24 protein-coding genes are annotated in these 25,627 nt (G+C 73.3%); 10 read left to right on the top strand and 14 right to left on the bottom strand.

The features are described from left to right. Window positions 1-102 precede the first annotated feature (102 nt). The gene (locus AB5J51_RS30265; protein WP_369779092.1) at window positions 103-1,755 is read right to left on the bottom strand and encodes an amidohydrolase; all 1,653 of its coding nucleotides are present in this window, start codon (window positions 1,753-1,755) and stop codon (window positions 103-105) included. Window positions 1,756-1,824: 69 nt separating this feature from the next. After that, complete coding sequence (locus AB5J51_RS30260) at window positions 1,825-3,237, bottom strand: cytosine permease (protein ID WP_369779091.1); 1,413 nt, start codon at window positions 3,235-3,237, stop codon at window positions 1,825-1,827. Between the two features lie 208 nt (window positions 3,238-3,445). On the opposite strand from AB5J51_RS30260, the gene AB5J51_RS30255 reads away from it, so the two are divergent. Next, window positions 3,446-4,003, top strand: coding sequence for a TetR/AcrR family transcriptional regulator (locus AB5J51_RS30255; protein WP_369780340.1), 558 nt, complete (start codon window positions 3,446-3,448; stop codon window positions 4,001-4,003). Between the two features lie 88 nt (window positions 4,004-4,091). Next, window positions 4,092-4,955, top strand: a complete 864-nt coding sequence (locus tag AB5J51_RS30250; RefSeq protein WP_136226663.1) for an alpha/beta fold hydrolase — start codon at window positions 4,092-4,094, stop codon at window positions 4,953-4,955. A gap of 1 nt (window position 4,956) precedes the next feature. Here the strand turns inward: AB5J51_RS30250 and AB5J51_RS30245 are convergent, their stop codons facing one another. From AB5J51_RS30245 to AB5J51_RS30230, 4 genes are all read right to left on the bottom strand, one after another. Then, complete coding sequence (locus tag AB5J51_RS30245) at window positions 4,957-5,730, bottom strand: hypothetical protein (RefSeq protein WP_369779090.1); 774 nt, start codon at window positions 5,728-5,730, stop codon at window positions 4,957-4,959. Between the two features lie 102 nt (window positions 5,731-5,832). Then, the gene (locus tag AB5J51_RS30240) at window positions 5,833-6,708 is read right to left on the bottom strand and encodes a S1 family peptidase (protein WP_053785894.1); all 876 of its coding nucleotides are present in this window, start codon (window positions 6,706-6,708) and stop codon (window positions 5,833-5,835) included. A gap of 147 nt (window positions 6,709-6,855) precedes the next feature. After that, complete coding sequence (locus AB5J51_RS30235) at window positions 6,856-7,677, bottom strand: DUF1684 domain-containing protein (protein ID WP_369779089.1); 822 nt, start codon at window positions 7,675-7,677, stop codon at window positions 6,856-6,858. Between the two features lie 94 nt (window positions 7,678-7,771). Continuing rightward, window positions 7,772-9,106 (bottom strand): DUF5685 family protein, encoded by a 1,335-nt coding sequence (locus AB5J51_RS30230; protein ID WP_369779088.1) that lies wholly within the window; start codon window positions 9,104-9,106, stop codon window positions 7,772-7,774. A gap of 282 nt (window positions 9,107-9,388) precedes the next feature. Here AB5J51_RS30230 and AB5J51_RS30225 point away from each other — a divergent pair, with 282 nt between their 5' ends. After that, window positions 9,389-9,838, top strand: coding sequence for a cell division protein SepF (locus AB5J51_RS30225; protein ID WP_030302495.1), 450 nt, complete (start codon window positions 9,389-9,391; stop codon window positions 9,836-9,838). Between the two features lie 9 nt (window positions 9,839-9,847). Here AB5J51_RS30225 and AB5J51_RS30220 read toward each other — a convergent pair whose 3' ends face one another. Next, complete coding sequence (locus AB5J51_RS30220) at window positions 9,848-11,017, bottom strand: acyl-CoA dehydrogenase family protein (RefSeq protein ID WP_053785896.1); 1,170 nt, start codon at window positions 11,015-11,017, stop codon at window positions 9,848-9,850. Between the two features lie 100 nt (window positions 11,018-11,117). Then, window positions 11,118-12,773 carry an MFS transporter gene (locus AB5J51_RS30215; RefSeq protein WP_133898445.1) on the bottom strand — a complete coding sequence of 552 codons (1,656 nt, stop codon included), beginning with the start codon at window positions 12,771-12,773 and terminating at the stop codon, window positions 11,118-11,120. A gap of 317 nt (window positions 12,774-13,090) precedes the next feature. Here AB5J51_RS30215 and AB5J51_RS30210 point away from each other — a divergent pair, with 317 nt between their 5' ends. Next, window positions 13,091-14,206 (top strand): glycosyltransferase family 39 protein, encoded by a 1,116-nt coding sequence (locus AB5J51_RS30210; protein WP_369779087.1) that lies wholly within the window; start codon window positions 13,091-13,093, stop codon window positions 14,204-14,206. Between the two features lie 258 nt (window positions 14,207-14,464). Next, entirely contained in the window at window positions 14,465-15,556 is a 1,092-nt protein-coding gene (locus tag AB5J51_RS30205) for a phosphatase PAP2 family protein (RefSeq protein WP_369779086.1), read from the top strand. A 378-nt stretch (window positions 15,557-15,934) separates the two neighbouring features. On the opposite strand, the gene AB5J51_RS30200 is transcribed toward AB5J51_RS30205, so the two are convergent. Together AB5J51_RS30200 and AB5J51_RS30195 are read right to left on the bottom strand one after the other, a co-directional pair. Beyond that, the gene (locus AB5J51_RS30200) at window positions 15,935-16,900 is read right to left on the bottom strand and encodes a helix-turn-helix transcriptional regulator (protein ID WP_369779085.1); all 966 of its coding nucleotides are present in this window, start codon (window positions 16,898-16,900) and stop codon (window positions 15,935-15,937) included. 62 nt (window positions 16,901-16,962) lie between these two features. Further along, entirely contained in the window at window positions 16,963-17,814 is an 852-nt protein-coding gene (locus AB5J51_RS30195) for a transglycosylase family protein (protein ID WP_369779084.1), read from the bottom strand. Between the two features lie 299 nt (window positions 17,815-18,113). Between AB5J51_RS30195 and AB5J51_RS30190 the strand changes: the two genes are divergently transcribed. After that, the gene (locus AB5J51_RS30190) at window positions 18,114-18,923 is read left to right on the top strand and encodes a hypothetical protein (RefSeq protein WP_053785900.1); all 810 of its coding nucleotides are present in this window, start codon (window positions 18,114-18,116) and stop codon (window positions 18,921-18,923) included. Between the two features lie 198 nt (window positions 18,924-19,121). Then, entirely contained in the window at window positions 19,122-19,616 is a 495-nt protein-coding gene (locus AB5J51_RS30185) for a hypothetical protein (protein ID WP_240805575.1), read from the top strand. Between the two features lie 19 nt (window positions 19,617-19,635). Here the strand turns inward: AB5J51_RS30185 and der are convergent, their stop codons facing one another. The 4 genes from der to AB5J51_RS30165 all read right to left on the bottom strand — a co-directional run bounded on the left by der (window position 19,636) and on the right by AB5J51_RS30165 (window position 23,722). Then, window positions 19,636-21,099 carry a ribosome biogenesis GTPase Der gene (der, locus tag AB5J51_RS30180; RefSeq protein WP_133898439.1) on the bottom strand — a complete coding sequence of 488 codons (1,464 nt, stop codon included), beginning with the start codon at window positions 21,097-21,099 and terminating at the stop codon, window positions 19,636-19,638. A gap of 75 nt (window positions 21,100-21,174) precedes the next feature. Further along, the gene (locus tag AB5J51_RS30175) at window positions 21,175-21,762 is read right to left on the bottom strand and encodes a 1-acyl-sn-glycerol-3-phosphate acyltransferase (RefSeq protein WP_078987250.1); all 588 of its coding nucleotides are present in this window, start codon (window positions 21,760-21,762) and stop codon (window positions 21,175-21,177) included. Between the two features lie 56 nt (window positions 21,763-21,818). Continuing rightward, window positions 21,819-22,517, bottom strand: coding sequence for a (d)CMP kinase (gene cmk, locus AB5J51_RS30170; protein ID WP_053785904.1), 699 nt, complete (start codon window positions 22,515-22,517; stop codon window positions 21,819-21,821). Between the two features lie 116 nt (window positions 22,518-22,633). Continuing rightward, a complete protein-coding gene (locus AB5J51_RS30165) occupies window positions 22,634-23,722 on the bottom strand; it encodes a prephenate dehydrogenase (protein ID WP_133898438.1) in 1,089 nt (362 codons plus the stop codon). Between the two features lie 239 nt (window positions 23,723-23,961). On the opposite strand from AB5J51_RS30165, the gene AB5J51_RS30160 reads away from it, so the two are divergent. The 3 genes from AB5J51_RS30160 to AB5J51_RS30150 all read left to right on the top strand — a co-directional run bounded on the left by AB5J51_RS30160 (window position 23,962) and on the right by AB5J51_RS30150 (window position 25,606). Further along, a complete protein-coding gene (locus AB5J51_RS30160) occupies window positions 23,962-24,303 on the top strand; it encodes a DUF952 domain-containing protein (RefSeq protein WP_053785906.1) in 342 nt (113 codons plus the stop codon). Between the two features lie 96 nt (window positions 24,304-24,399). Next, window positions 24,400-24,870, top strand: coding sequence for a Rieske (2Fe-2S) protein (locus AB5J51_RS30155; RefSeq protein WP_053785907.1), 471 nt, complete (start codon window positions 24,400-24,402; stop codon window positions 24,868-24,870). Between the two features lie 28 nt (window positions 24,871-24,898). Then, window positions 24,899-25,606, top strand: coding sequence for a DNA polymerase beta superfamily protein (locus AB5J51_RS30150; protein ID WP_369779083.1), 708 nt, complete (start codon window positions 24,899-24,901; stop codon window positions 25,604-25,606). The last annotated feature ends 21 nt before the right edge of the window (window positions 25,607-25,627 follow it).

Raw genomic sequence — 25,627 nt, 5'->3', positions numbered from 1 at the left:
CGCCGGCCACGAGCGCGTCACGCACGGCGCCCCGGAAGCGGCTCGGCCGCTCACCGGCAGCCCGACACCCGCCCCCCCGGAGTCCGCCGAACGTCCGTCGGGTCAGCCGGCCCGGTGGACCACCTCGCCCGCGACCACCACCGTCTGCGCCACCGTGCCCGGGATCCGGTCCGGGGCCACGGCGAGGATGTCCCGGGACAGCACCACGAAGTCCGCCGCCTTGCCCACCGTCAGCGAACCCCGGTCCGCCTCCAGGAAGTTGGCGTACGCCGAGCCCATCGTGTAGCCGTACACCGCCGTCGCCACGTCCACCGTCTCGGCCGGCTGCCACGGGGCGCCGCCGTCCAGCGGGCGGCGGGTGACCGCCGTGTAGATCCCGATCATCGGGTCCATCTCGGCCACGTTCCAGTCGCTGGAGAAGGCCAGCACCGCGTCCGCCTCGGCCAGGCTGCGCATCGGCCACGCCTTGTGCCAGCGGTCCTCGCCGACGTTCTGCGCCCAGTCCTGGCCCGGCCCGGCGATCTCCGGCGCGCAGTGCCTCGGCTGCATGCAGGCCACCACGCCGAGCGCCGCGAAGCGCGGCACGTCCGCCGGGTCCAGGCACTCCACGTGCACCACCTGGTGGCGGGCGTCCCGCGGCCCGTTGACCGTACGGGCGTGCTCGACGGCGTCCAGGACCGTACGGATCCCCCGGTCGCCGGTGGCGTGCACGAAGCACTGGAAGCCGCGCGCGTCCAGCCGCGCCAGCAGCTCCGCGAACTCCTCCGCCGGGTAGAAGGTCTCGCCCCGGTGCGCCCCGCACCCGGTGTACGGCTCCAGCAGGGCGGCCGTGCGCGGCTCCACCACGTCGTCGATGTACAGCTTGAGCGGCCCGACCCGCAGCCGGTCCCCCGGGTACCGGCGGGCCGCCTCCTCGAACAGGCCGAGGTCCTCGTCGGTCGTACCGCGCGGGTGGAAGAGCGCCGCCACGATCCGCGAGCGCAGCCGGCCCTCGGCGCGGGCCCGCTCGTACAGCTCCAGGTCGTCCAGGGAGTTCTGCGGTTCCACGACCGTGGTGATGCCGAAGCCGATCGCGTCGTCCAGGCTCTTGGCGAGGCGCCCGTACTGCCGGTCCTGCGAGGCCCACGGCACCCCGAGCTCGCGCAGCGCCCGGTGGCCCTCCCGCGAGAGCCCCTTGATCGCGAAGTCCTTGACGAAGCCGGTGGGCTCGCCGGTCTCCGGGTCGACGGCCGCGGTGCCGAACGGCAGGTCGGTACGGTCCTTCGTGACCCCTAGGCGGCGCATCGCCGCCGTGTTCAGCCAGGCCGTGTGCACGTCGTACGAGAGCACGATCGCCGGGACCTCCCCGGTGACCGGGTCCAGGTCGGCGGCGGTCGGCATCCGGCCGCCCGGGATCGCGGAGTAGTCGAAGGCCTCGGCCTCGATCCACTCGGCGTCGGGGTTGGCCTCCCGCCAGGCCCCGATCCGGCCGAGGATCGCCTCCAGGGTGCGCACCCCGGCGAGCTGGACGCAGGCGTCGTCGGAGCCGAGCCGGACGTGGTTGTGGGCGTCGACGAAGCCCGGCAGCACCAGCCGGCCCCCCGCGTCGATCCGCTCGGTGTCCGGGCCCGCCCAGGCGGCGGCCTCCGCGTCCGGGCCGAGCCAGACGATCCGGCCGTCGGACACGGCCAGGGCCTCTGCCTCGGGCAGCTCCGGGTCGACGGTGTGGATCCGGGCTCCGGTGAGCAACAGGTCGGCGGGGAAGGGGTGTGGCATGGGTGGTGCTCCTGTGCAGAGAGGCGGAGGGGCAGAGAGGGGCAAAGGGGGCGGTACGAGGAGGACGGGTCAGGCGGCCGGGGCGTACCCGGGCACCCGGCGGGCGGCGAGGGCCCCGTACGTGAGGGCGGAGACGACCGAGCCGAGCAGGGTCAGGTCGGCGCCCCCGAGCGGGGCCACGAGCGGGCCGGTCCACAGCTCGGAATCGCAGGTCAGCGCCGCGAAGGCCATACCGGCGAGCAGCGCGGCCATGCCCGCGGGGTGGTATCCGGCCCGGTACCAGTAGGCGCCCGCGCTCCCGGCGTGCAGCGCGTCGGAGTCGTAGCGGCAGCGGCGCAGCAGCATGTCGGCGAGGAAGACCCCGCCCCAGGGCGCGAACACGATGATCAGCAGGGACAGGAAGGAGAGCAGCGCACTGGTGAAGTCGGTCAGGAACAGCGCGGCGAGCGATCCGGCGGCGGTGACCGCGGCGCTGATCACGATGGCGCGGGCACGGCTCCACGGGATTCCGAGGACCTGGAGGTTCAGGCTGGAGGAGTAGAGGGTGATGATCGAGTTGGTGACGGAGCCGCCGAGGACGAGGGCCAGGAACACCGGCTTGAACCAGCCCGGGAGCAGGCTCTCGGCCCCCGCGACGGCGTCGGTCATGTCGGTCTGCGTGGCGGCGGCGACCCCGGCGATGCCGAGGGCGACGGAGGAGACGAACCCGCCGAGCGCCCCCGTCCAGGTGATCGACTTCAGCGAGGTGGTCCGGGGCAGGTAGCGGGTGTAGTCGGCGGGCATCGGCAGGTACGAGAAGGGCCCGGCCAGCATCACGACGAAGGCCAGGCTCCAGCCGGACGGGCCCGGGGCGGCGGCGCCGGCCGGGGCGGCGGTCTCGGCGCCGGGCAGGAGGAAGACGAGGAGCGCGCCGAAGCCGAGGGCGAGGACGTAAGCCATCCAGCGCTCGGCGAACTGCACGGTGGCGTGGCCCCACATCGCGACGGCGAAGGTGAGCGCGAGGGTGATCCCGAGGGCGAGGGCCCGTACCGCCGTGCCTTCGCCGAGGCCGGCCTCGGCGAGGAACACCTCCAGGGCGAGGGTGCCGACCACGGTGTTGACGATGGTGTAGCCGATGCTCACCACCCAGTTCAGGACGCCGGCCGGGAAGTTCCCGCGGACCCCGAAGGCGGCCCGGGAGATGACGAGGGTGGCGGTGCCGGTGCGGATGCCGCTGAGCCCGGCGGCGCTGACCGCGAAGAAGGACAGTCCGCTGATCACGACCACGGCGGTGGCCTGCCAGAAGGAGAGGCCGAAGGCCACGGCGAGGGCGCCGTTGATCACGTAGGTGAAGGTGAGGTTGGAGCCGAACCAGAGCCAGAACAGGTCCCGGGCGCCGCCGTGCCGCTCGGCGTCGGGGATGGGGTCGATGCCATGGGTCTCGACCCGGAACACCTCGTCGACGTCGGCCGTCGTGTCCTGCGTCGCGTCCTGCTGCGTCATGCGCCGTACCCCTGACTGTGGACCCACTGAACCTTGAATGCCGTTCTAAGTTGAATGGCATTCAAGATGCGCCGCCGATCGGGACCGCGTCAAGACCTGTCCGGGATAAGGTCGGGCCACGAAGATCGGGAAGGCGGCAGGGGTGGCGGGAGCGGCAGGCGCAGCGGGGTCGGCGCGGCGGCGTGACGGGCGGATCGCCCAGGAGCGGATGCTGGAAGAGGCCATGGCGGCGATCGCCGAGGGCGGCCTGGCGGAGCTCACCATGTCCGCGCTCGCCGAGCGGCTCGGCACCAGCGGCGGCCACATCCTCTACTACTTCGGCAGCAAGGACCGGCTGCTGCTGGCCGCCCTGCGCTGGAGCGAGGACCGACTCACCGCGGAGCGCGCGCAGTTGCTGGCCCGCCGGGTCACGGCGCACCGCAAGCTCGCGCTCTTCCTCGAGCTCTACCTGCCGCGCGGCCCGCGCGACCCGCGCTGGACCCTGTGGATCGAGCTGTGGGCCCGCACCCCCGCCAACGAGGACCTGCGCGCCGCCCAGCAGGAGATCGACGACGGCTGGCAGCGCGACCTGGAGACCCTGCTCGCCAAGGGCGTGGACCAGGGCCGCTTCGCCGCCGGCCTGGACGTGCCCGCCCGCGCCTCGGAGCTGCTCGCGCTGCTGGACGGGCTGAGCACCCGCGTGGTGCTCGGGCAGCGCGGCGCCGACCGGGCCGCCTCCCTGGACCGGGCCCGCGCGGCGGCGGCCCTGCTCGTCCCGCACCTCTAGGGGGCGTCGTTCCCTCGTTTCCCGCTCCCCTCCGCGCGACCCGTGCTTCCATCGCAGGAGCGGGGCGTCGGAGCGGGAGGGGACCGGGATGCGCATCGAGGTGAGCCGGGGCGACGGGCGGAAGCTGATCGCGCAGGAGTGGGGGGCTCCCGGCGGCTCGCCGGTCCTGCTGCACCACGGCATGCCGGGCAGCCGCCTCGGCGTCGCGCTCGACGACGCCGCCGAGCGCCATCCCCACGTCCGCTTCTTCGCCTACGACCGGCCCGGCTACGGGAAGTCCGGCCGGGCACCGGGGCGGCGCGTGGCCGACGCGGCCGCCGACTCCGCCGCCGTCGCGGACGCCCTGGGCATCGGCCGCTTCGCGGTCGTCGGCCGCTCCGGGGGCGGTCCGCACGCCCTCGCCTGCGCGGCCCTGCTCCCAGACCGGGTGACGGCGACGGCCTGCCTGGTCGGTCTCGCGCCGCGCGACGGCACCGGACTCGACTGGTACGCCGGCATGACCCCGTACAACGTGGAGCACTACACCCTCGCGGACCGCGACCCGGTGGCTCTGGAGCTGCGCCTCACACCCCAGGCGGAGGAGATCCGCCGCGATCCGGGCCGGCTGCTCGAGGACCTGCGCGGGGACCTCCCCGCCGTGGACCTGGCGGTCCTGGCCGACGACCGGGTACGCCGGTCCGTCCTGGACAACTTCCTTGAGGCGCTGCGGACTTCCGCGTACGGCTGGCTGGACGACTCCCTCGCGTTCTGCCGGCCCTGGGGGTTCGAGCCGGGTGGGATCACCGGCCGGGTCATGCTCTGGCACGGCGCCGAGGACGTGTTCTCACCGGTGGGCCATTTCCACTGGCTGGCGCAGCACATCGGGCACAGCACGGCGGTGCTCGCGCCCGGAGCCGGCCATTTCGCGGCCCAGTACGCCCTCTCGGACGCGCTGGACTGGCTGTCGGCCTAGGTCATTCGGCTGGCGTCCCGGTCCGCGGCACGGGCACGGGCGGGGTCACCCGGGGCTGCTCCACGGGCGCGGCCACGCCCTCCCGGGCCCCCTTGAGGCAGTCGATGATCCGCTCGTGCATGTCCCCGACGCTGTCCACGACCTGGATGCGCAGGTGGAAGGCCCGCACCTCGTCGATGAACCGCTTCGAGAACACCCCCACCCGTATGGTCTCGTACGTACCGGTCGCCACCAGCGGAAATCCCGCCCCGAGCGTGACGAGGCGGAAGTCCGCCGCGGGCCGCAGCCCCACCGCGCCGAGTCGCTCGCCGGCCTCGCGCACGCTCATCCACGCCTGCTCGGGAAACGGCCCGTCGTGCGGATCGCCGTCCATCACCAGGAAGTAGTCGGCGCGGTGCAGCCCCGCATTGTGCTGGCCGCCGTTGAGGATGCCCGTGACCCAGGCCTTCGCCTCGCCCGGCAGCTCCCCCGCCACGTACTCGGAGCGCCACCCCAGCACCGGCCGGACCGTACGGGCGTACTGGGCGCGGGCGAGCACGGCGCCGGCCGCCACGGCCAGCAGGCTGGCCAGGGGTTCCTCAGGCATCAGCTGCAGCCGCCAGGGCCAGTGGGCGCGAGTCGTCTCGGACAGGTTGCCGCGAACGACCTCCCAGACGAGGACGGCGACGAGCAGGCACAGCAGCACCAGGGGCACGGTGAACAGCCAGGGATTGCGCCGGATGCGTCGCTGCGCATCGGAAACGGAGCCGCCCCGGCCGGATGGTGCACTGCTCATGAGCGCCGCCTTCACTCCCTCAATCACGGACCCCCGTCCGGGAGTTCGGGCGGGGGCTCATGATTGTGCCGGGTCCGGGCGGGGTTGCACCCGCCCGCCCCGTCAGTACACGCTCACGCCATAGGCGTTGAGGGCCTCGACGACGGGCTGGAAGAAGGTCGTTCCGCCCGAGGAGCAGTCGCCGCTGCCGCCCGAGGTGAGGCCGATCGCGCGGGTGCCGGAGTAGAGCGGGCCGCCGCTGTCGCCGGGCTCGGCGCAGACGTTGGTGCGGATCATGCCGTAGACGATGTCGCCGCCGCCGTAGTTGACGGTGGCGTTGAGGCCGGTCACCGAGCCGCCGTGGGTGCCGGTGGTGGAGCCGCGCCGGGTCACGGACATCCCGACGGTGGCGTTGGCGGCGCTGGTGATGTCCTGGCTGCCGACCGTGCCCGAGTGGGCCAGGGCGGTGTTGTCGTAGCGGACGAGGCCGTAGTCGTTGTTCGGGAAGCTCGAGCCCACGGTCGCGCCGATCGTGGTGGTGTGCGAGGAGTTGGTCCACCAGGTGCCGGCGCCGTCGGTGCAGTGCCCGGCGGTCAGCACGTAGTACGTGTTCCCGCTGCGCACGTTGAAGCCGAGCGAGCAGCGCCAGCCGGAGGTGTAGATGGCGTCGCCGCCTGAGGTCAGCTTGCGCAGTTTGCCGGGGGTCCGCTCGATGCGCAGCGCCGCGGCGTCGGCTCCGGCCTCGGTACGGATCCTGGCGAGGTCCGCGGCGGTGACGGTGGAGTCGGCGGTGACCACGAGGGTCCCGCTGGCGGGGTCGGTGTACCAGGCGGTGCCGGCGACGTCGGCACGCTGGACGGAGGCGCCGGCCGCAGCGAGCCGTGCTGCGCTGAAGCCGGTGTCCGCGCTCGCCGCGGTGGGGGCGGCCAGCCCGGCGACGGCTGCCAGGCCGGCGGCCACGGCGAGCAGCCGGGTACGGGTGATGCTCTTGATCCTCACTTCTCGTCCTCCCGGGAGGGATCGGGGGCCCGGCGGACGGTGGGGGGCGCCGGAGCCCGTGAGGCGCAGCCGGGGGTACGGCGGGCGCACATGATTCGTCGTGCCCCTGACAAGCCCCCGGACGGCGCTGTCGGGAGTGTCTCGGCGTCAGATTCGGGCGGCAAGGGCATCTTTCAGCCTCCGCTCGCCCGCCGCGACCTCGAAGGGCAGGGTGTTCCCAGGGGGCGGGAACGGGCAGATGAAGTGGTCCGCGAACGCGCAGGGCGGCAGCACGGTCCGGTTGAGGTCGACGGTGATCGAGCCGTCCACCGGGTCGGGAACTCCCGGCCTGAGGAAGCGGAAGCGGTAACTGGAACTCCCTCCGGTGGCATCGCCGATCACGGCCCAGAGGCTGCCGTCGTCCTCGTCGACGGCGACCTGGAGGGTGTGTTCGGCGCCCCGGTACGCGAAGCTCAGCTCGCCGCCGAGGCCGAACCCGCGCTCCCGGCCGTCGGCGTTCGCCACCTGGACGATCCGGTCCTCGCCGTACGGCCGGAAGCGCCCCGGCAGCACGAAGTCCGGGTCGTACGGGGTGGCCTCGATGCCGGGGAAGGCCCGACGGGCCGCGGAGGCGGGGTCGAAGACCCGCACCGCCCACTCCCCCTCGCGCCGGATCACCGTGATCCGGACGTCCTGCGCCGCGACGATCCGGGAGCGCGCGGGCGGGGTCTGGTCGGCGGCCAGGACGGCGTCACCGGTGAAGGGCTCGCCGTCGAGGCTGAGACCGTCCTCGGCGGAGGCGGTCAGTGCCACCCCGCCCTCGGTGGCGCGCCAGCGCCCCGGAACGGCCGGAATTCGACCTTCCGGGTGATCGGAGAGCCAGTGGGTGCCGATGAGGGAGAGGGGGCCGTAGGGGGCGGACACGGAAGCCACCCGATGCTCGTGCCATTTCCGCCAGGCTGTCTTCGGATCATCTGCGTCATCGCTCATGCCGCTCAACCCTTCCACACGGGCCCGGACGGGAATCTCCCTGTACGCCGTCCGGCCCCGTGCGCATCTGACGGGTCCTCAAGCCGCTGCGGAATCAGCAGTCGCAGCCGCAGTCGCAGCAGCACCCGTCACAGTTGCAGCAGTCGCAGCAGCCGCTGCAGTCCGGGCAGCCGTCGCAGCCGTCGCAGGCATCGCACCACGGGTCCCGCTTCTTCCGGGACCACGGGCCCTCGTGCTCGGCGCAGCACAGCTGGCAGGTGCAGAACAGCCCGATGGACACGGCGCAGCCGGCGAGCAGCCCGCGGCGCGGCTTCTGCGGGGGAAGGCCGCCGCCGGGGCCCATGGGCGGCCCGGGCGTCCAGGGGCCACCGGGCCCGCCCGCGCCGCCGCCGTACGGATTCCCGCCGTACGGATTCCCGCCGTACGGGTTCCCGCCCTGGGCGCCCTGGCCGTCGTACGGGGTGCCCGCGTACGGGCCGCTGCCGTACGGGCCCGCCTGGCCCGGGCCGTACCCCTGCGGCGGCGCCCCGTACCCGCCCTGCCCCGCGGCGTTCATGCCCGCGTGTCCACAGCCCGTGACCCCGAAGGCCCGGTCCACGGAGGTCTTCAGCTCGTGCACGAGCAGCCGGTGGGCCAGCCCGGCGTCCGCGAACTCGACCTCGCGCAGCGCCAGCCTGATGCCGTGCAGGGCGTCGTCGGCCAGCCTCCGGGCCTCGGTGAGCGGGGTCCCGGTGGCCGTCAGGGGGTTCCAGGCGCCTGCGGCGGCGTCCGCGGCCTGGTCCTCGACGGCGTCCAGCAGGTGCGCGAGGCGCCCGAAGTAGCGGCCTGCCTCGGCGAGCGCGGGCGCGTTGCCTGGACGGCCGGCCAGCTGCGCGGTATGGGCGAAGGCGGCGGCCGTCGCGGTCTCCGTGGGCTCGGTGACGACGAGCACCGGCGTGCCGGGGCCGGCCAGCGTCTCGATTCCGGCCTGCCGGTCCACGGCGTCGACGAGGACCGCCGTGTCGAAGCCGAGCGACGCCCCGGTGCGGGCGCCGGCCCGGTCCCAGCCGCGGGCCACCTTGCGCGCGGCGGCGGCTATGGGCGCGCGGGCCAACAGCCCGTCCCGGTCCGCCACGTGGTCCCGTACCTTCGCCGAGGCGAGCACGAGCGAGACGGCGGCCGCGAGCCGCGCACCCTCGCCCTTGGCCACCGCGGCGGTGCGCATCCCGCGCAGCGGGCAGGGGCCGGCGGTGCGCCGCGAGCCGGGCGCCGGCCCCGACTGAGCCTCCGTCAGAACGGAGACGAGCAGCCCGTCGTAGTTGGTGACGATGCGGGCGAACTGCCCGTGGTCCCCGCGAAGTGCCAGGCACAGCCCGCAGAGATGGGCCATCCACTCCGTCTTGAACCGCTCCCCCAGCCGGTGCGTGCAGGGTCTGACGATGCCGAACAAACCGGTCCCCCGTGTGTCATACGCGTGCGTGATGCGCATCGTATCGAGCCGGATCGTTCACTCGTACGTCCCCACCGGTCACCCACACGGCGGCGACAGTCGTATTTTCACTCAGACAGCAGTGGTAGCCGTCAGGATCCTTGACGGTGCAACGGATGTTCTGCACCAGTACCGTCACGAAACCCCTGCGCGGCGGCTATCCACTTGGCGCGTTGTCAGCATCATGGACGACCATAGGGGCAGCGGAGAGAAGACAACTGACTGCGGTGAAAGGAGGCGTCCATGGGTTCGGTACGCAAGGCGAGTGCCTGGTTGGGTCTCGTGGAGGACAGCGACGACGAGCGTTACTACGACGACGACTACGCGGAGGCCGCACAGGGTTCCGTATCGGGCCCCGGCGACCAGTGGGTCACCGACCCCCGGGTCAAGGTCGCGTCGGAGTCGGCCGTCGAGCAGGGCCGGCGCATCGCGACGGTCACCCCGGACGGCTTCCGCGACGCGCGCGGCATCGGCGAACTGTTCCGCGAGGGCGTCCCGGTGATCGTGAACCTGTCGTCGATGGACCCGGCCGACGCCAAGCGCGTGGTCGACTTCGCGGCCGGCCTGACCTTCGGCCTGCGCGGCTCGATCGAGCGGGTGGCGACCAGGGTCTTCCTGCTGACCCCGGCCGACACCCAGATCGTGAACGGCGAGCCCGCCGGCCGCTCACGCGACTTCTTCAACCAGAGCTGAGCAGGGCCCTCACCGGAAGGCGTCGAGCCCGGTGAGCGCCTTGCCCAGCACCAACTGGTGCATCTCGACGGTGCCCTCGTAGGTGAGCACCGACTCGAGGTTCGTGGCGTGCCGCATGACGGGGTATTCGAGCGAGATCCCGTTGGCACCGAGGATGGTCCGCGCGGTGCGGCAGATGTCGATGGCCTCGCGGACGTTGTTGAGCTTCCCGAAACTGATCTGCTCCGGCCGCAGGGTGCCCGCATCCATCCGCCGCCCCAGGTGGTGGGCGAGCAGGATGCCCTTGTGGAGTTCCAGCGCCATGTCGGCGAGCTTTGCCTGGGTGAGCTGGAAACCGCCGATGGGCCTGCCGAACTGCTCCCGCGTCCGCGCGTAGTCGAGCGCGGCCTCGAAGCTGGCGCGCGCCGCGCCCATGGCCCCCCAGACGATCCCGTACCGCGCGTGGCTGAGGCAGCCCAGCGGCCCCTTGAGCCCGGTGACCCCCGCAAGCACCGCATCGGCGGGCAGCCGCACGTCGTCCATCACGAGTTCGCTCGTCACGGACGCCCGCAGCGACCACTTGTGCTTGATCTCGGGCGCGGAGAACCCGGCCGAGTCGGTGGGAACGGCGAACCCGCGGATCCCCTCGTCGGTCTGCGCCCACACGACGGCCACGGCCGCGACGCTGCCGTTGGTGATCCACATCTTGCGCCCGTTGAGCACCCAGTCGGTGCCGTCGCGCTTGGCGTACGTGCGCATGGCGGCCGGGTCGGAGCCGACGTCGGGCTCGGTCAGCCCGAAACAGCCGATCAGCTCGCCGGCGGCCATGCCGGGGAGCCAGCGCTGCTTCTGCTCCTCGGAGCCGTACTTCCAGATCGCGTACATGGCGAGCGAGCCCTGCACCGAGACGAGGGACCGGATCCCGGAGTCGGCGGCTTCCAGCTCGAGGCAGGCGAGCCCGTACTGCACGGCGGAGGCCCCGGCGCAGCCGTACCCCTCCAGCGACATCCCGAGCGCCCCGAGCCCGCCGAGCTCCCTGGCCAGCTCCCGGATCCCGGGCAGCTCGCCGCTCTCGTACCAGCCGGCGATGTGCGGGAGCACGCGGTCGGCGGCCCAGCCGCGCACGGTGTCGCGGATGGCGAGGTCCTCGGGCGCGAGGAGCTCGTCGAGCCCGAGCGGATCGGTGGGTACGAAGGGCACGGCGCCTCCTGATGCGGACCTGCGGTTCAAAACCTAGCGGTGCAAGTTTGTCCTCGCACCCGCCCGCGGTCCACCCCCGACTTCAGTCCGGCAGGCGGCGTCAGGCCGGGCGGACGGCCCGGTCGCGGTCCGCCGCCGGGGCGCAGACGCGCTGGGCATCGGGCCCCGCCTGGGCGGGAAGCCGTACGGGATCGGCGCCGCGCTCGGCAGGCTCCGCACACTCCATGGCCCGCGGCAGCTTCAGCGCCATCACGGCCCCCGCCAGCAGCAACCCCGCACTGACCACGAGAGTGACGTGCAGCCCGTGCACGAACGAGTGCCGCGCCGCCGCGTACAGCGCATCACCCGCAGCGCCCCCGAGGGCCCCCGCGATCTGGTACGCCTCGCCCAGAGAGTTCGCCGCCCCCGCCGCATCCGAGGCCGAGACCCCCGGCACGTGCAGCAGCCCCGGCGCATAGGCCGCGTTCATGACACTGCCGAGCAGCGCGATGCCCATCCCCGCGCCCAGCTGGTACGAGGTCTCGCCTATGGAGGCCGCACCGCCGGCCGTGTCCGCGGGGGCCTCGCTCAGCATCGACTCGTACGCCGCGAACAGCGTGGTCTGCAGACCGAAGCCGAGCACGATGAACCCGACGGTGAGGAGCACCGGCCGGTCGTGCTGCCCCATGAACGTCAGCAGCAGCACGGCGAACGCCGTCAGCACGAAGCCGAGCGACACCATCGTGCGCGGCCCGATCCGGGCCAGCGTGTACGACCCGGTGGCGCCTGCGGCCATCGCGGCGAAGGTGAGCGGCAGCAGCCGCAGTCCGGTCTCCAGCGGGCTGAGGTGCAGCACCAGCTGGAGGTACTGGACCGCGATCAGCTCCAGACCGACCAGCGCCAGCATGGCGAGCACGATGCACCCGACGGACGTCGAGAAGGCGGCGCGCGAGAACATCCGCATGTCGATGAGCGGGTGCGTACGCCGCTTCTGCCGCCGGACGAAGAGGATCAGCAGCACCGCGCCCAGCACCAGCGGCACCAGCGCCTCGGCGTCGAGGAGCCGGCGCTCCGCGCCGATCCGCTTGACCCCGAGGACCACGCCGAGCACACCGCCGGCGGCCATCAGCGCGCCGAGCACGTCCCAGGGCCCGTCGCAGGCCCCCTTCGACTCGGGCAGCAGCCAGCGCCCGAGCGGCAGGATGAGCGCCATCAGCGGGATGTTGATCAAGAAGACCGAGCCCCACCAGAAGTGCTGGACGAGGAAGCCGCCGAGCACCGGCCCGCTGGCCGCGCCGATGGCGGCGACGGCGGTCCAGATACCGATGGCGAGGGCCCGCTCGCGCCGGTCGGGGAAGACCTGCCGCAGGATCGACAGGGTGGCGGGCATGATCATCGCGCCGCCGACACCGAGCAGGGCGCGGGCGGCGATCAGGACCTGGGCGTTGTCGGCGAGGGCCGCCAGGGCGGAGGCCGCACCGAAGAGCCCGTATCCGATCAGGAGTATCCGGCGGCGGCCGACCCGGTCGCCGAGGGTGCCGAAGAGGATCAGGAGGGCGGCGCAGACCAGGGGATAGGCGTCGACGATCCACAGGAGCTCGATCGAGCCCGGGCGCAGGTCCTCGGTGACGGAGGGGACGGCGACGTGCAGGATCGTCGCGTCGAGCGCGACGAGGACCAGGCTGACGCAGAGGACCGCGAGGACGAGCCAGCGGTTGGTACCGCCGGAGGCGGCGTGCAGCCGCAGCCGGAAGGCGGCCGCGTTCGTCCCCGACATGCATGTACCTCCCAGATGATCGCTCGCACTCGGCGGACCAGCGTTCTGCGGAGCCACGGTGGTGGTGGGCACTGTGCGGCGTCCTACGGGGTCCGGCATCGACAGGCGAGTGAAGGGTCAGCGTACGCGAGTTCGCTTGTCCGATACGTGGTCAAGCTCTCATCGCGGAGGAGCCCGCGGTGTGGTGTGCGCCACTCGGATCACCCCGCCCTCCCCTCCTTTCCCGGTCCACCGCCGGGAGGTGTCCCCACCGCGTACACGCGCGGTCACGACCTGTGGTTCTGCGCCGACGGCAGGCGCCGGCGCCACCGATAATCATGCCCGTGGAAGATCTTGGATTTCGCCGGGCCGCACCCGCCCTGGCCCTCTTCGCGGGGGTCCGGCTCCTCGGGCTGGCCGTGCTCGCGCTCTGGTGCGCGGCCGTCGGCAGCAGTCCGCACACGCTGCTGTCGGCGCGCTGGGACTCGCTCTGGTACGCCCGCATCGCTGCCGAGGGGTACGGGTACGAGGTGGTCCTCCCGAACGGGGACGTGCACTCGAACCTGGCGTTCTTCCCGCTGCTGCCCTGGCTGGAGCGGCTGGTCGCGGCGCCGACCGGGCTGTCGTACGGCTCCGCGGGTCTGGTGGTCTCGGTGGTGGCCGGGCTCGCGGCGGCCTGGGGGATCTTCGCGGTCGCGGACCTCTTGTACGGCCGCCGGGCCGGGGTGTTCGCCGCGGGAACCTGGGCCGCGCTGCCCGTGGGCGTCGTCCAGTCGATGGCGTACAGCGAGTCGCTGTTCACGGCGCTGGCCGCCTGGGCGCTGTACGGGGCCCTGCGCGGCCGGTGGCTGACCGCCGGCCTGCTCGCGGCCGGGGCCGGGCTGACCCGCCCGGTCGGCGCCGCGGTGGTGGCGGCGGTGTGGGTGGCGGCCGTACTGGCCCATCGGCGTGGAGAGCGGTCCTGGCGGATGGCGGCCGGGATGCTGCTGGCCCCGATGGGGGCCGCCGCGTACGTGCTGTGGGTCGGGGCGCGCACCGGCGACGGGCTGCTCGGCTACCTGGACGTGCAGGGCGGCTGGGGCAACGGCTTCGACGGCGGCTGGGCCTTCGCCCGGTTCATCGGGGCGAAGCTGGCCTCGTCCGCGTTCCCCGCCGGGGTCGGGCTGATCGCGGGCGTCGTGCTCGTGCTGTGGCTGTACGCGCTGTGCGTGCGGCAGCGCCAGCCGGCCCCGCTCCTCGTCTACTGCGGGATCGTGGTCGCGCTGGCGCTGTGCGCGTCGGGGTACTTCGGCTCCAAACCCCGGCTGCTGCTGCCCGCGTTCCCGCTGCTGCTGCCGGCGGCGGTGGCGCTGGCCCGGTGGCGGACCGGGCGGGCGCTCGCGGTGCTCGGCGCGGTGGCGCTGGCCTCGGCGGTGTACGGGGCCTTCTGGCTGAACGGCTCGGGACCCCCGTAGGGGCCGCGCGGTCTCCCGGAGGTCCCGCATCACGGAATGGATCATTCCGATCCATCTTTGAGCAAAGTAATTGAGCGGCACCGATAAAGCCCGGCTAAGTGTGCGAAACAATGGCCAGGCCAATGGATCAACGCGGCTCCAACTAATGCCTAAATCCGAGGAATTAAGCCGCGCGTGAGACCAACTCCACATCACATGGTCATCACAAAGCCCGTGATTCGACCGGGCCGCCCATCGGCGCGCGGTAACGTCGATTGAGTGCGTACCGACCAAATCCTGACCCGTCTGGAGCGGGTGTTCGCCCGGCTGGACCGGGAACCAGAGCGACCGGCTCATCTGCAAACACCGCAGATGAGCCGGCACCGCGTCGTGCTCCTCGGATCGACCCTCGCGTTCTACCTCGCGATCGTGGTGGCCGTCCTGACCACGTCCTGGCTCGTCCGCCTCGACTGGCAGGTCATGTTCTTCCGGCCCTACGAGCAGTGGCCGCAGCTGCACGCCTTCCTCGACTACCTCGTGGTCCTGGGCCAGCGCGGACCCACCGCGGTCATGGTCGCCGCATGGCTGGGCTGGCGCTCCTGGCGGCAGCACACCCTCCGCCCGCTGATCACCCTCGGCGTGGCGCTGCTCCTGCTCAACATCACCGTCGGCGCCGTCAAGCTCGGCCTCGGCCGGCTCGGCCCGCACTACGCCACGCAGATCGGCTCCGCCGAGCTCTTCGCCGGCGGCGATATATTTCCTTCCGGCCACACCGCCAACGCCGTTGTGACCTGGGGAATCCTGGCCTACCTGGCCTCGACCACGGTCACCCGGCGGGTGCTTTCCGTGGTGTCCGCGGTCGTTTCGCTGAGCGTCGGCGCCACCACCGTGTACCTCGGCACCCACTGGGTCAGCGACGTGCTGCTCGGCTGGTCCGCAGGTCTGCTGATCATGCTGGCGCTGCCCTGGTTCGAGCCGCTGATCGCCGGGGCCGAGGCCCGCGTCTTCGCGCTGCGGGAGCGGCTGCGCCGCCGGCTGGAGACCGGAAGCGTGCCCGTACCGGTCGCCACCGTGCTCACGCCGATGCTCTCCGCGGGCGGCAAGTGGCAGCTCCGGCTCACCCCCGAGGCCGCCGGCCTGCAGGAGCCCGCCGCCGCGGCCGCACCGGCGACCGCCCCCGCGACCGTGCAGGCGGCCGCCGGCCAGGCGCACGCCCCGGTGCCCCGGCCCGCCGCGCACGTCTCCGGCCGGCCGCACCTGATCCGGTCCGAGCGGACCCCGGTCACGCCGGCCGGCAGCCGCCGCCCGGCGCACACCGAGCGGCCCGCCGCCGCGGGACGGGCCGCGGCCCGTCCGGCCGCCAGCGGCTGAGCCACCCCCGCAAGGGACTTCGCGGGACGGTACGCACCACCTCACCCCGCAGCACGGACAGGCCCGAGGCGGGCCGGGCCATCACCCGGCCCGCCTCGGCCATTCCGGTGGTCCGCGCCGTACACATGACCGGAACGTCAGCGCCGCGCCCGGACGTTCGTCCGTACCGGGTCACGCTTGTGTCACGGAATGTCGACAGTTCTTTGACGGGGCCGGCCTCATCCGGACAACCGCGGAAGCGAGTGCGGGCCATTCTTTTTCCGGCGCGCGAGATGTCCTCCGCACATCCCGATTCGCATTTCGCCCGAGAGTCCCTGAATTTCCCCCGGGATTGCCGTGGTCCACCCTGCGCGGCCACGTGAACACCCCTCAGTTTCCTTACATCTTCTCCACGGCTCGCCCGAGAAGGTCCCGGGCCGCTCTGATCCGGTCCGTCAGCTCCGGCGGCTCGAGCACCTCGAACTCACAGCCGAGCAGCATGACGTGAATGACGAGGACGTCGAGGTTCACGGCCCCGGTACGCAGCAGGCAGCTCTCGGCGTCGACCGGCTCCAGGGCTCCGTCGCTCGGCCCCACGATCCGGGCCGCCGCCTCCGCCGGCATCTTCAGCCGCAGCACCGCCCGGGCCGCGTACGCAGCCTGCGAGACACCGCGCGACACGTACGCGGCGAGGTCCTCGGCGGGTGCCGGGCGCGGGGTGAAGCGCGGTCCGTGCGGCGGTCTGGGCTCGATCCGGTCGGCGCGGAAGGTACGCCAGTCCTCCCGGTCCACGTCCCAGGCGACCAGGTACCAGCGCCGCTCGGTGCACACCAGCCGGTGCGGCTCCACCACGCGCCGGCTGACGTCGCCCTCGTGGTCGCGGTACCCGAAGCGCAGCCGCTCGCTGTCCCGGCACGCGGCGGCGAGCTCGGTCAGCACGGCCGGGTCGACGGTGGCCCGGGCCGGCCCGCGCAGCATCGGCACGGTGAACTCGTTGAGCGCCGACACCCGCCGCCGCAGCCGCCCCGGCAGCACCTGCTCGAGCTTGGCGAGCGCCCGTACGGAGGCCTCCCCGATCCCCTCGACGCCGTTCCCCGCGGCCGTCCGCAGGCCCACCGCGACGGCGACGGCCTCGTCGTCGTCGAGCAGCAGCGGCGGCAGCTCGGCCCCGGCGCCCAGCTGGTAGCCGCCGCCGGTGCCGGGGCTGGCGTTCACCGGGTAGCCGAGCTCCCGGAGCCGGTCCACATCGCGCCGCACCGTCCTCGGGGTCACGCCGAGGCGCTCCGCGAGATCGGCGCCGGTCCATTCGCGGTGGGCCTGCAACAGGGACAGCAGGCGCAGCAGTCGTGCGGAGGTCTCCAGCATGCCGAGCAGTCTGCCGAAAGCCCGGCAGCCTTCCGAATCGCCCCCCGCGGGCCGACACCCCGTCAGGGAGCGGGTACGGCGGCGGGAGCCGGCGTACGCGTCGGGACGCGGGTCGGTGCCGGAATGGGGGCGGCGGGCTTGGCCGCCGCAGCGGCCGGTGGCTTCGGAGCCGCCGACGGCTTCGCGACCGGAACCGGGACCGGAGCGGCCGGAGCCGTCGGAACCGGCGTCGGAACCGGCGTCGGGGTCGGGCTCGGGACCGGAGCGGCCGGAACCGGCATCGGAACCGGCATCGGGGTCGGAACCGGAGCCGCCGGGGGCGACGGCGGCAACGCCAGCAGCGTGCCGACCACCAGCGCCTTCGGCTTCGGCCCGATCACCGCCCGGTTCGCCTCGTACAGCGCCTTCCACCCACCCTTCACCCGGTACCGCCGGGCAATGGCGTCCAGCGTGTCCCCGGCGCGGACCACGTGCATCCGGCCCGCCAGCCCGTACCGCTTCGAGCACACCGGCCACGCGTCCCACCCCTGGTCCCCCAGCACGTCCTCCGCCACCCGGATCTGCTGCTCCCGGCTCGCCAGATCGGCCCGTGCCGCGAACACCAGCCCGCCGTACTCCTCCCAGGTCGGCTGCCAGAACTGCAGGCCCCCGTAGAAGCCGTTGCCGGTGTTGACCGCCCAGCGCCCGCTGCTCTCGCAGTCGGCCACGCAGTCCCAGGGCCATTGCCCGCCCGGCCCGCAGTCCCCCGGCCCGTTCCCGATGGTCCCGGGCGAGCCGGGGTGAGCCGCCCCCGCAGGCCCGGGTGCGGGGGGCGGCGGAGCCGCGCCGGCCCTCGACGGGAGTACGAGGACGAGAGCCAGCGCGGCGGCTGCAGCGACCGCGGAAGCGGCCCGCCGGATCCGGAGGTCGGGCATCGCGTCACGCTACGCAGCACCGCGCCGCCCGCCTGGGCCCGCCACGCGGCCCGTCCCGCACCCCACCCGGTCGGCCGATCCGCCGCCCCCTCCCGAAACGGCCAGGAGCGGCCATCAACTGCGCACACCCAGACAACAGTTGGCACGAAAACAAAGCCCCGGTCCGACCGTTCACCCCTCCGGGGGCCAGGTTCGATTCCGTTCCCTCCAACGGCGTGACCCCGGCCGCCGCTCGGCCGTTGAGCCCGGCGAGCCGGGAACCGCCCGGCCCCCGCTCGCCTAGTCCGAGGAGCCAGCCCGTGCCCCGCATGCTCGACGTCAGTGATGAGGTACGTGCCGAGATCGGTGACGAAGAAGCCGAGAGGCTGCTCACCGGCGCCGACGCACCGCGCAGCTACGACTGCACCTCCTGCCGCACTCCCGGGGACCCCGAGACCGACCGCACCAGCACGGTGCTGTTCGTCGGCGAGGAGACGGCCGTCCTCGCGTTCGCCCACGCCGGCTGCATCCCCTCGCAGGTGGTCACCGTCTCCGAGGAGCAGCTGCAGGGCGCGGTCCGCAGCATCACCGGCGACAGCCCCGCCGGCGGCGGATCCGCCGCGGCCGCACCGCAGAACGTGCCCGGCGGCCAGGCCGTCCTCGGCATCACCAGCGGCCTCGTCCTGATCGGCGGCGAACTGCACCCCGCCCTCGTCGTCGAGCCGACCGCGCCGATCGCCCGCCCCGGCACCACCGGCCCCGGCGACGACTTCCTGCCGCTGCTCATCGAGCAGGGGTTCATCCCGGTCACCGACACCGCCGAGCTGCCCTCCCCGCTCGCCGGCTGGTCGGTGCTGCTCGCCGCGGGCCTGCTGCACGCCGTGCTGCAGCCCGGCGCCGAGGGCGGCGGCCAGGTCGCCTGGTGGCAGGCGCACCAGCCACTGTCGGTCACCGACGGCTGGCGGGCCGCCGTCAACAAGACCCAGCGCGTCCTCATCTACGCCGCTCCGGTCGGCTCCATCGGCCAGCAGCCCCGCGAGGACCTGCTCCGCGACGCGCTGGACAAGGCCGCCGCCGGCGGCAAGCTCGTGGCGGCCTCGATGCCGCTGGCAGGCACCCCCGGCGCCTGACGCCGGCAGGGATCCCGTACGGCTGCGCCGCCCCTCCCACCAGGGGCGGCGCAGCCGTGTGCCGGTGGGGGCGCCCCCACCGGCCATCTGCGTTTTCTGCCCCTACCCCCGCATCCGCAGGGCCCCGGGTTCGTTGGCTGATACGTGCATTCATACGACCCCTCCCGCGCCCCTGCCCACGCGAGCACCGTCTCCCCGATGCGCCACGCAAGGGACCGGGACAGCGCTCCGGCCGCCCTTTCGCACACCCCGATCTACGACACGCTGTACTCGGAGTACCTGCGTGCGTTCCGGGCCCTGCCGGGCGACCGCACGGGCGAGGAGGACCTCGGGTTCACGGCGTTCTCGTACGGCAGCGCGTACACGGGCGGAGGCAGCTCGGCGTACGGCGCCGGCAGCGGCACGTACGGCGGCGCCGCCGGCGGGAGCGGCAGCAGCAGCGGCTCCGCGTACGGGGGCGGCTCGTACGGGAGCGGTTGGAACGGTTCCGCATGGCAGACGGACCCGTGGCCGGCGGCGTACGCCCCGGCGCCGCAGCCCTCGTACGCGTACGCCGGGTCCTCCGCGGCCGGCGGCGGCGACCACGCCGGCTCCTCCGGCACCGGCTCCGCATACGGCGGCGGGCGGCAGCACCAGACCGGGATGCAACACATCCCGGCGGCCCTGCCGCCCGCTCCGCGCCGGGGCTACTGACCCCGGACCAGTGCCGCTGCTACTTCTTCTTCTTGTACTGCGCGCCGCGCTTCTCGCGCACGCGCACGGAGATGTGGATCGGCGTCCCCTCGAAGCCGAACTCCTCGCGCAGGCGGCGCTCGATGAAGCGCCGGTAGCCGTGCTCCAGGAAGCCGGAGGCGAAGAGGACGAACCGCGGCGGCTTGCTCCCCGCCTGGGTGCCGAACAGGATGCGGGGCTGCTTGCCGCCGCGGATCGGGTGCGGGTGGGCCGCGACGACCTCGCCGAGGAAGGCGTTCAGCCGGCCGGTCGGGACGCGCGTCTCCCAGCCCGCGAGGGCCGTCTCGATCGCCGGGACCAGCTTCTCCATGTGCCGGCCGGTGAGCGCCGAGACGTTGACGCGGGGCGCCCAGGCGACCTGCTGCATCTCGGTCTCGATCTCGCGCTCGAGGTAGTAGCGGCGCTCCTCGTCGAGCTCGTCCCACTTGTTGTACGCGATGACGATCGCGCGGCCGGCGTCGACGGCCATCGTGATGATGCGCTGGTCCTGGACGCTGATCGTCTCGGTGGTGTCGATCAGGATGACCGCGACCTCCGCCTTCTCGACGGCGGCGGCCGTGCGCAGGGAGGCGTAGTAGTCGGCGCCCTGCTGGAGGTGCACCTTCTTGCGGATGCCCGCGGTGTCCACGAACTTCCAGGTGACGCCGCCGAGCTCGATCAGCTCGTCGACCGGGTCGCGGGTGGTGCCGGCCAGCTCGTTGACGACGACCCGCTCCTCCTTCGCGACCTTGTTGAGCAGCGAGGACTTGCCGACGTTCGGGCGCCCGATGAGCGCGATGCGCCGGGGCCCGCCCACCGGGGCGCCGCCGAAGGTCTGCTCGGGCGCCTCGGGCAGGGCCTCGAGGACGGCGTCGAGCATGTCGCCCGTGCCGCGGCCGTGCAGCGAGGAGACGGGGTGCGGCTGGCCGAGGCCCAGGGACCACAGGGAGGCCGCGTCGGACTCGCCGCTCTGGCCGTCGACCTTGTTCGCGCACAGGACGACGGGCTTGCCGGCCCGGCGCAGCAGCTTGACGACGGCCTCGTCGCTGTCGGTGGCGCCGACCTTGGCGTCGACGACGAAGACGACCGCGTCGGCGGTCTCGATGGCGTACTCGGCCTGGGCGGCGACGGCGGCGTCGATGCCGAGGACGTCCTGCTCCCAGCCGCCGGTGTCGACGACCTTGAACCGGCGGCCGGCCCATTCGGCCTCGTACGTGACGCGGTCGCGGGTGACGCCGGGCTTGTCCTCGACGACGGCCTCGCGGCGGCCGATGATGCGGTTCACCAAGGTCGACTTGCCGACGTTCGGGCGGCCGACGACGGCGAGGACGGGCAGCGGCCCGTGGCCGGCCTCCGCGATCGCGCCCTCGACGTCCTCTACGTCGAAGCCTTCCTCCGCGGCGAGCTCCATGAACTCCGCGTACTCGGCATCGCCGAGCGCTCCGTGGTCGTGCTGGTCGTTCATGAAGTCCGTTCCTCGTCGTTCGTGGTGGTCGGTGGTGCCCGCGCAGCGCGGGACCACTACTGGGTCAAGTCTCGCTCAGCGCCCGGTGAGGCGCTTGGCGTCGGCCAGGTGGGCGGTCAGCCTGCTCTGGATGCGTACGGTGGCCTCGTCCAGGGCCGTTCTGGTGCGGCGGCCGGTGCCGTCGCCCGCGTCGAAGGCGGAGCCGAAGACGACGTCGACCCGGCTCTTGAACGGCGGCAGTCCGCGGACCAGCCGCCCTTGGCGCTCGGTGCTCCCCAGCACGGCCACGGGCACGACGGGCGCGCCGCTGCGGACCGCGAAGTACGCGAGCCCGGCGCGCAGCGAGGCGAAGTCGCCCTCGCCGCGGGTGCCCTCGGGGAAGATCCCCAGGGCCCCGCCGTTGTCGAGCACCGCGAGCGCCTTGCTGATCGCGCCCCGGTCCGCGCCCGTACGGTCGACCTTGACCTGGCCGATCCCGTCCAGGAACGGGCCGAGCGGGCCGACGTACGCCTCCTTCTTGATGAGGAAGTGCAGCGGCCGCGGGGCGGTGCCCATGACCATGGGCCCGTCGATGTTGTGCGCGTGGTTCACGGCAAGGATGACAGGGCCCGAGGCCGGCACGCGCCAGGCGCCCAGTACGCGCGGCTTCCACAGCCCGTACATGAGGCCGATGCCGATCCGCCGGCCGAGCGCCGCACCCTTGAGGGAGGGCGTTGCGCTCACTTGCGCCCCGCCCGCTTCTCTTCCACCAGAGTGACGACGCACTCGATGACCTGGTCGAGCGTGAGCTCGGTGGTGTCGACCTCCACCGCGTCGCCGGCCTTGGCCAGCGGGGAGGTCTTGCGGCCCGAGTCGGCGGCGTCGCGCTTGATCAGGGCTTCCCTGGTGGCCGCGAGGTCCGTGGCGTCCTTGCCGCGCAGCTCACCGCTGCGGCGCGCGGCGCGGGCCTCGGGGGACGCGGTCAGGAAGACCTTGAGGTCGGCGTCGGGCAGGACGGTGGTGCCGATGTCCCGCCCCTCGACGACGATCCCGCCCTCGGCCGAGGCCGCGATGGAGCGCTGGAGCTCGGTGATCAGGGTGCGCACCTCGGGGACGGCGCTGACGGCGCTGACCTTGGAGGTGACCTCCTGCGTGCGGATCGGGCCGGAGGCGTCCAGGCCGTCGACCGTGATGGTCGGCGCGGCCGGGTCCGTACCGGAGACGATGCCGGGCTTGCCGGCGGCCACGGCGATGGCGTGCGGGTCGTCGGTGTCGATCCCGTTGGTGATCATCCACCAGGTGATGGCCCGGTACTGGGCACCGGTGTCCAGGTAGCGCAGCCCGAGCTTGGCGGCCACGGCCTTGGAGGTGCTGGACTTGCCCGTGCCGGAGGGACCGTCGATGGCGACGATCACGGCGGACGGAGCTGCGGTTTCCACGGTGCGGGCACCTTCCTGGTTGCGCGTACGTGTCCGGGCGCGCCAAAGCGCCCCTCACCAAGGTTACCGGCCCCCGGCACCGGCGCCGCCCAGTACCGGGGAGGAGGCCCGCGGGACTACTGCTGGCGCAGGGCCCAGCCCCGTTCACGCAGCTCCGCGGTGAGGGCGGCGGCCGCCCTCGGGTCGACCATCAGCTGTACGAGACCGGCCTGCTGGCCCGTGGCGTGCTCGATCCGGACGTCCTCGATGTTGACCCCGGCCCGCCCGGCGTCGGCGAAGATCCGCGCGAGCTCGCCCGGCTGGTCGCTGATCAGGACGGCGACCGTCTCGTACGCGATGGGCGCCGCGCCGTGCTTGCCCGGCACCCGGACCCGGCCCGCGTTGCCCCGCTTCAGCACGTCCTCGATGCCGGCCGCGCCGCCGCGGCGCTTCTCGACGTCCGCGGACTGGAGCCCGCGCAGCGCGTCGACCGTCGCCTCCAGGTCGGACGCGATCCCGGCGAGGACGTCGGCCACCGGTCCCGGGTTCGCCGAGAGGATCTCCACCCACATCCGCGGATCCGACGCGGCGATCCGCGTCACGTCCCGGATCCCCTGCCCGCACAGGCGTACCGCCGTCTCGTCGGCCTCCTCGAGGCGCGCCGCGACCATGCTGGACACCAGCTGCGGGGTGTGCGAGACCAGCGCCACCGCCCGGTCGTGCGCGTCGGCGTCCATGACCACCGGTACGGCCTTGCACAGGGCCACCAGCTCGAGGGCCAGGTTGAGCACCTCGTGGTCGGTGTCCCGGGTCGGGGTCAGCACCCAGGGCCGGCCCTCGAAGAGGTCGGCCGTCGCGGCCAGCGGCCCCGACTGCTCCTTGCCGGCCATCGGGTGGGTCCCGATGTACGCGGTGACGTCCACGCCGAGGGCCGCCAGCTCCCGGCGCGGCCCGCCCTTGACGCTGGCCACGTCCACGTACGCGCGGGCCACGCCGCGGCCGATCGCCTCGGCCAGGGTCGCGGCCACGTGGGCCGGCGGCACGGCGACGATCGCGAGGTCGACCTGGCCGTCGGGGGCCTCGTCGGTGCCGGCGCCGAGCGCGGCGGCCGTACGGGCCTGGGCCGGATCGTGGTCGGCGAGGTGGACGGTGATGCCGCGGGCGGCCAGGGCGAGCGCCGCGGAGGTGCCGATCAGTCCGGTTCCGATGACGACGGCGGTTCTCACGGGGGCGCTCCAGGGATGCGGATACGGATGCGGATATGGATACGGGCGGGTGCCGAGTACGGGTGCCTAACGGCAAGTCAGGGCCAGGGTAGCCAGCGCACGCGGTACGAGGGCCCGGCAGCCCGTCATGTGGGATGGGACGGCGGCGGGGCCCTCGGCGCACGATCAATGTCGCCCACTGCGCTCCGGGCCGCCACTTGGTACGGGAAGTCGGCGGCGGCTGCGGTAAAACCGTCGTCATGATCTTCCACATCGTGCCGCTCGCCGACTGGACCGCCGCGCCCGAGCTTCCGTACGCCCCCTCCTCGCTCGACTCCGAGGGCTTCGTGCACTGCTCGGCGGACCGCCCGACGGTGCTCGAGATCGCGGACGCGCACTACCGCGAGGTACCGGGCCCGCTGCTGGCCGTCGAGCTCGACGAACGGGCCCTGACGTCGGAGGTCCGCCGCGAGGGTGAATCCGGGGGCCGCTACCCGCACGTCCACGGCCCCCTGGACAGGGCGGCCGTGGTCCGCGTCTGGGAGGTCGTCCGCACGCCGGGCGGCCCGGCGGAACTGGCCCCGTGGGGGCAGGGGTCCTAGGGGGCCCGTCGGCGCGGGGGCTTCTCCTGCGGCCCGGGAGGCGCCAGGATGCTGCTCGCCATCCCCCCATCCCGGACCGGATCGAGGAGCAACCCCATGAGCGACCCCACGCCGACCACCCGCCGCACGGTACTGGCGGCAGGTGCCGTCGCCGCGCTGGCCGGCGGCACGCTCACCGCGTGCGGCGGCGAGGACAAGAACCCGAAGAGCGAGCCGGGCAGCGCCTCCACTCCGCAGGCGGCGCAGTCCCCCTCCCCCTCGTCGGGTACGGGCGGCGGCAAGTCCCTGCTCAAGTCCTCGGCCGTACCGGTGGGCGGCGGCACGATCCTCAAGGAGGAGAAGCTGGTCGTCACCCAGCCCACGGCCGGGTCCTTCCGCTGCTTCACGGCGGTGTGCACGCACCAGGGCTGCCTCGTGAACAAGGTGGAGGCCGGCACCATCGACTGCCCCTGCCACGGCAGCAAGTTCGAGATCGCGAACGGCGCCGTGGCCCACGGCCCGGCCACCCGCCCCCTGGCGGAGAAGAAGATCTCGGTGGCCCCGGACGGCGATATCTCGCTCGCGTAGCGCAGCCGCGCCCGCCTACGCTCCCCGGATGAACGAGCAGTCGACGCCCGCGGAAGCCCTGAACCTCACCCTGGTACGCGACCACACGGTCTACGCGTGCGTCATGGGCTCCCGGGCGTTCGGCCTGGCCACGGAGGCGAGCGACACCGACCGGCGCGGCGTCTACCTGGCCCCGACCCCCCTCTACTGGCGCTTCGAGAAGCCGCCGACCCATGTGGAGGGCCCGCGGGAGGAGGAGTTCTCCTGGGAGCTGGAACGCTTCTGCGAACTCGCCCTGCGCGCCAACCCGAACATCCTGGAGTGCCTGCACTCCCCGCTGGTGGAACGGCTGACCCCGGTGGGCGAGGAACTCCTCTCCCTCCGGGAGGCCTTCCTCTCCCGCCGGGCCCACACCACCTTCACCCGGTACGCGGCGTCCCAGCACGCCAAACTCGTCGCGGACGTCCGCATCCACGGCGCCCCGCGCTGGAAGCACGCCATGCACCTGCTGCGCCTGCTCCTGTCCTGCCGCGACCTCCTGCGCACGGGCCGCCTGACGATCGACGCCACCGAGCACCGCGACCGCCTCCTGGCGGTCAGGCGCGGCGAACTCACCTGGTCCGAGGTCGACACCTGGATGACCCGCCTGACGACGGAGTCGGAGACGGCCCTTGCCACGACCCCTCTCCCCGAAGCCCCGGACCTGGCCCGGGTGGAGGACTTCCTCGTCCGCACCCGCCGGGCGTCAGCCGTCTAGCCTGGGAGCGCAGTCGGCCCG

The sequence above is a fragment of the Streptomyces sp. R33 genome, assembly GCF_041200175.1.
Lineage (GTDB): Bacteria > Actinomycetota > Actinomycetes > Streptomycetales > Streptomycetaceae > Streptomyces > Streptomyces katrae_B.
The sequence above is the reverse complement of the archived record's forward strand: the minus strand, read 5'-3'. Positions and strand labels throughout refer to the sequence as shown.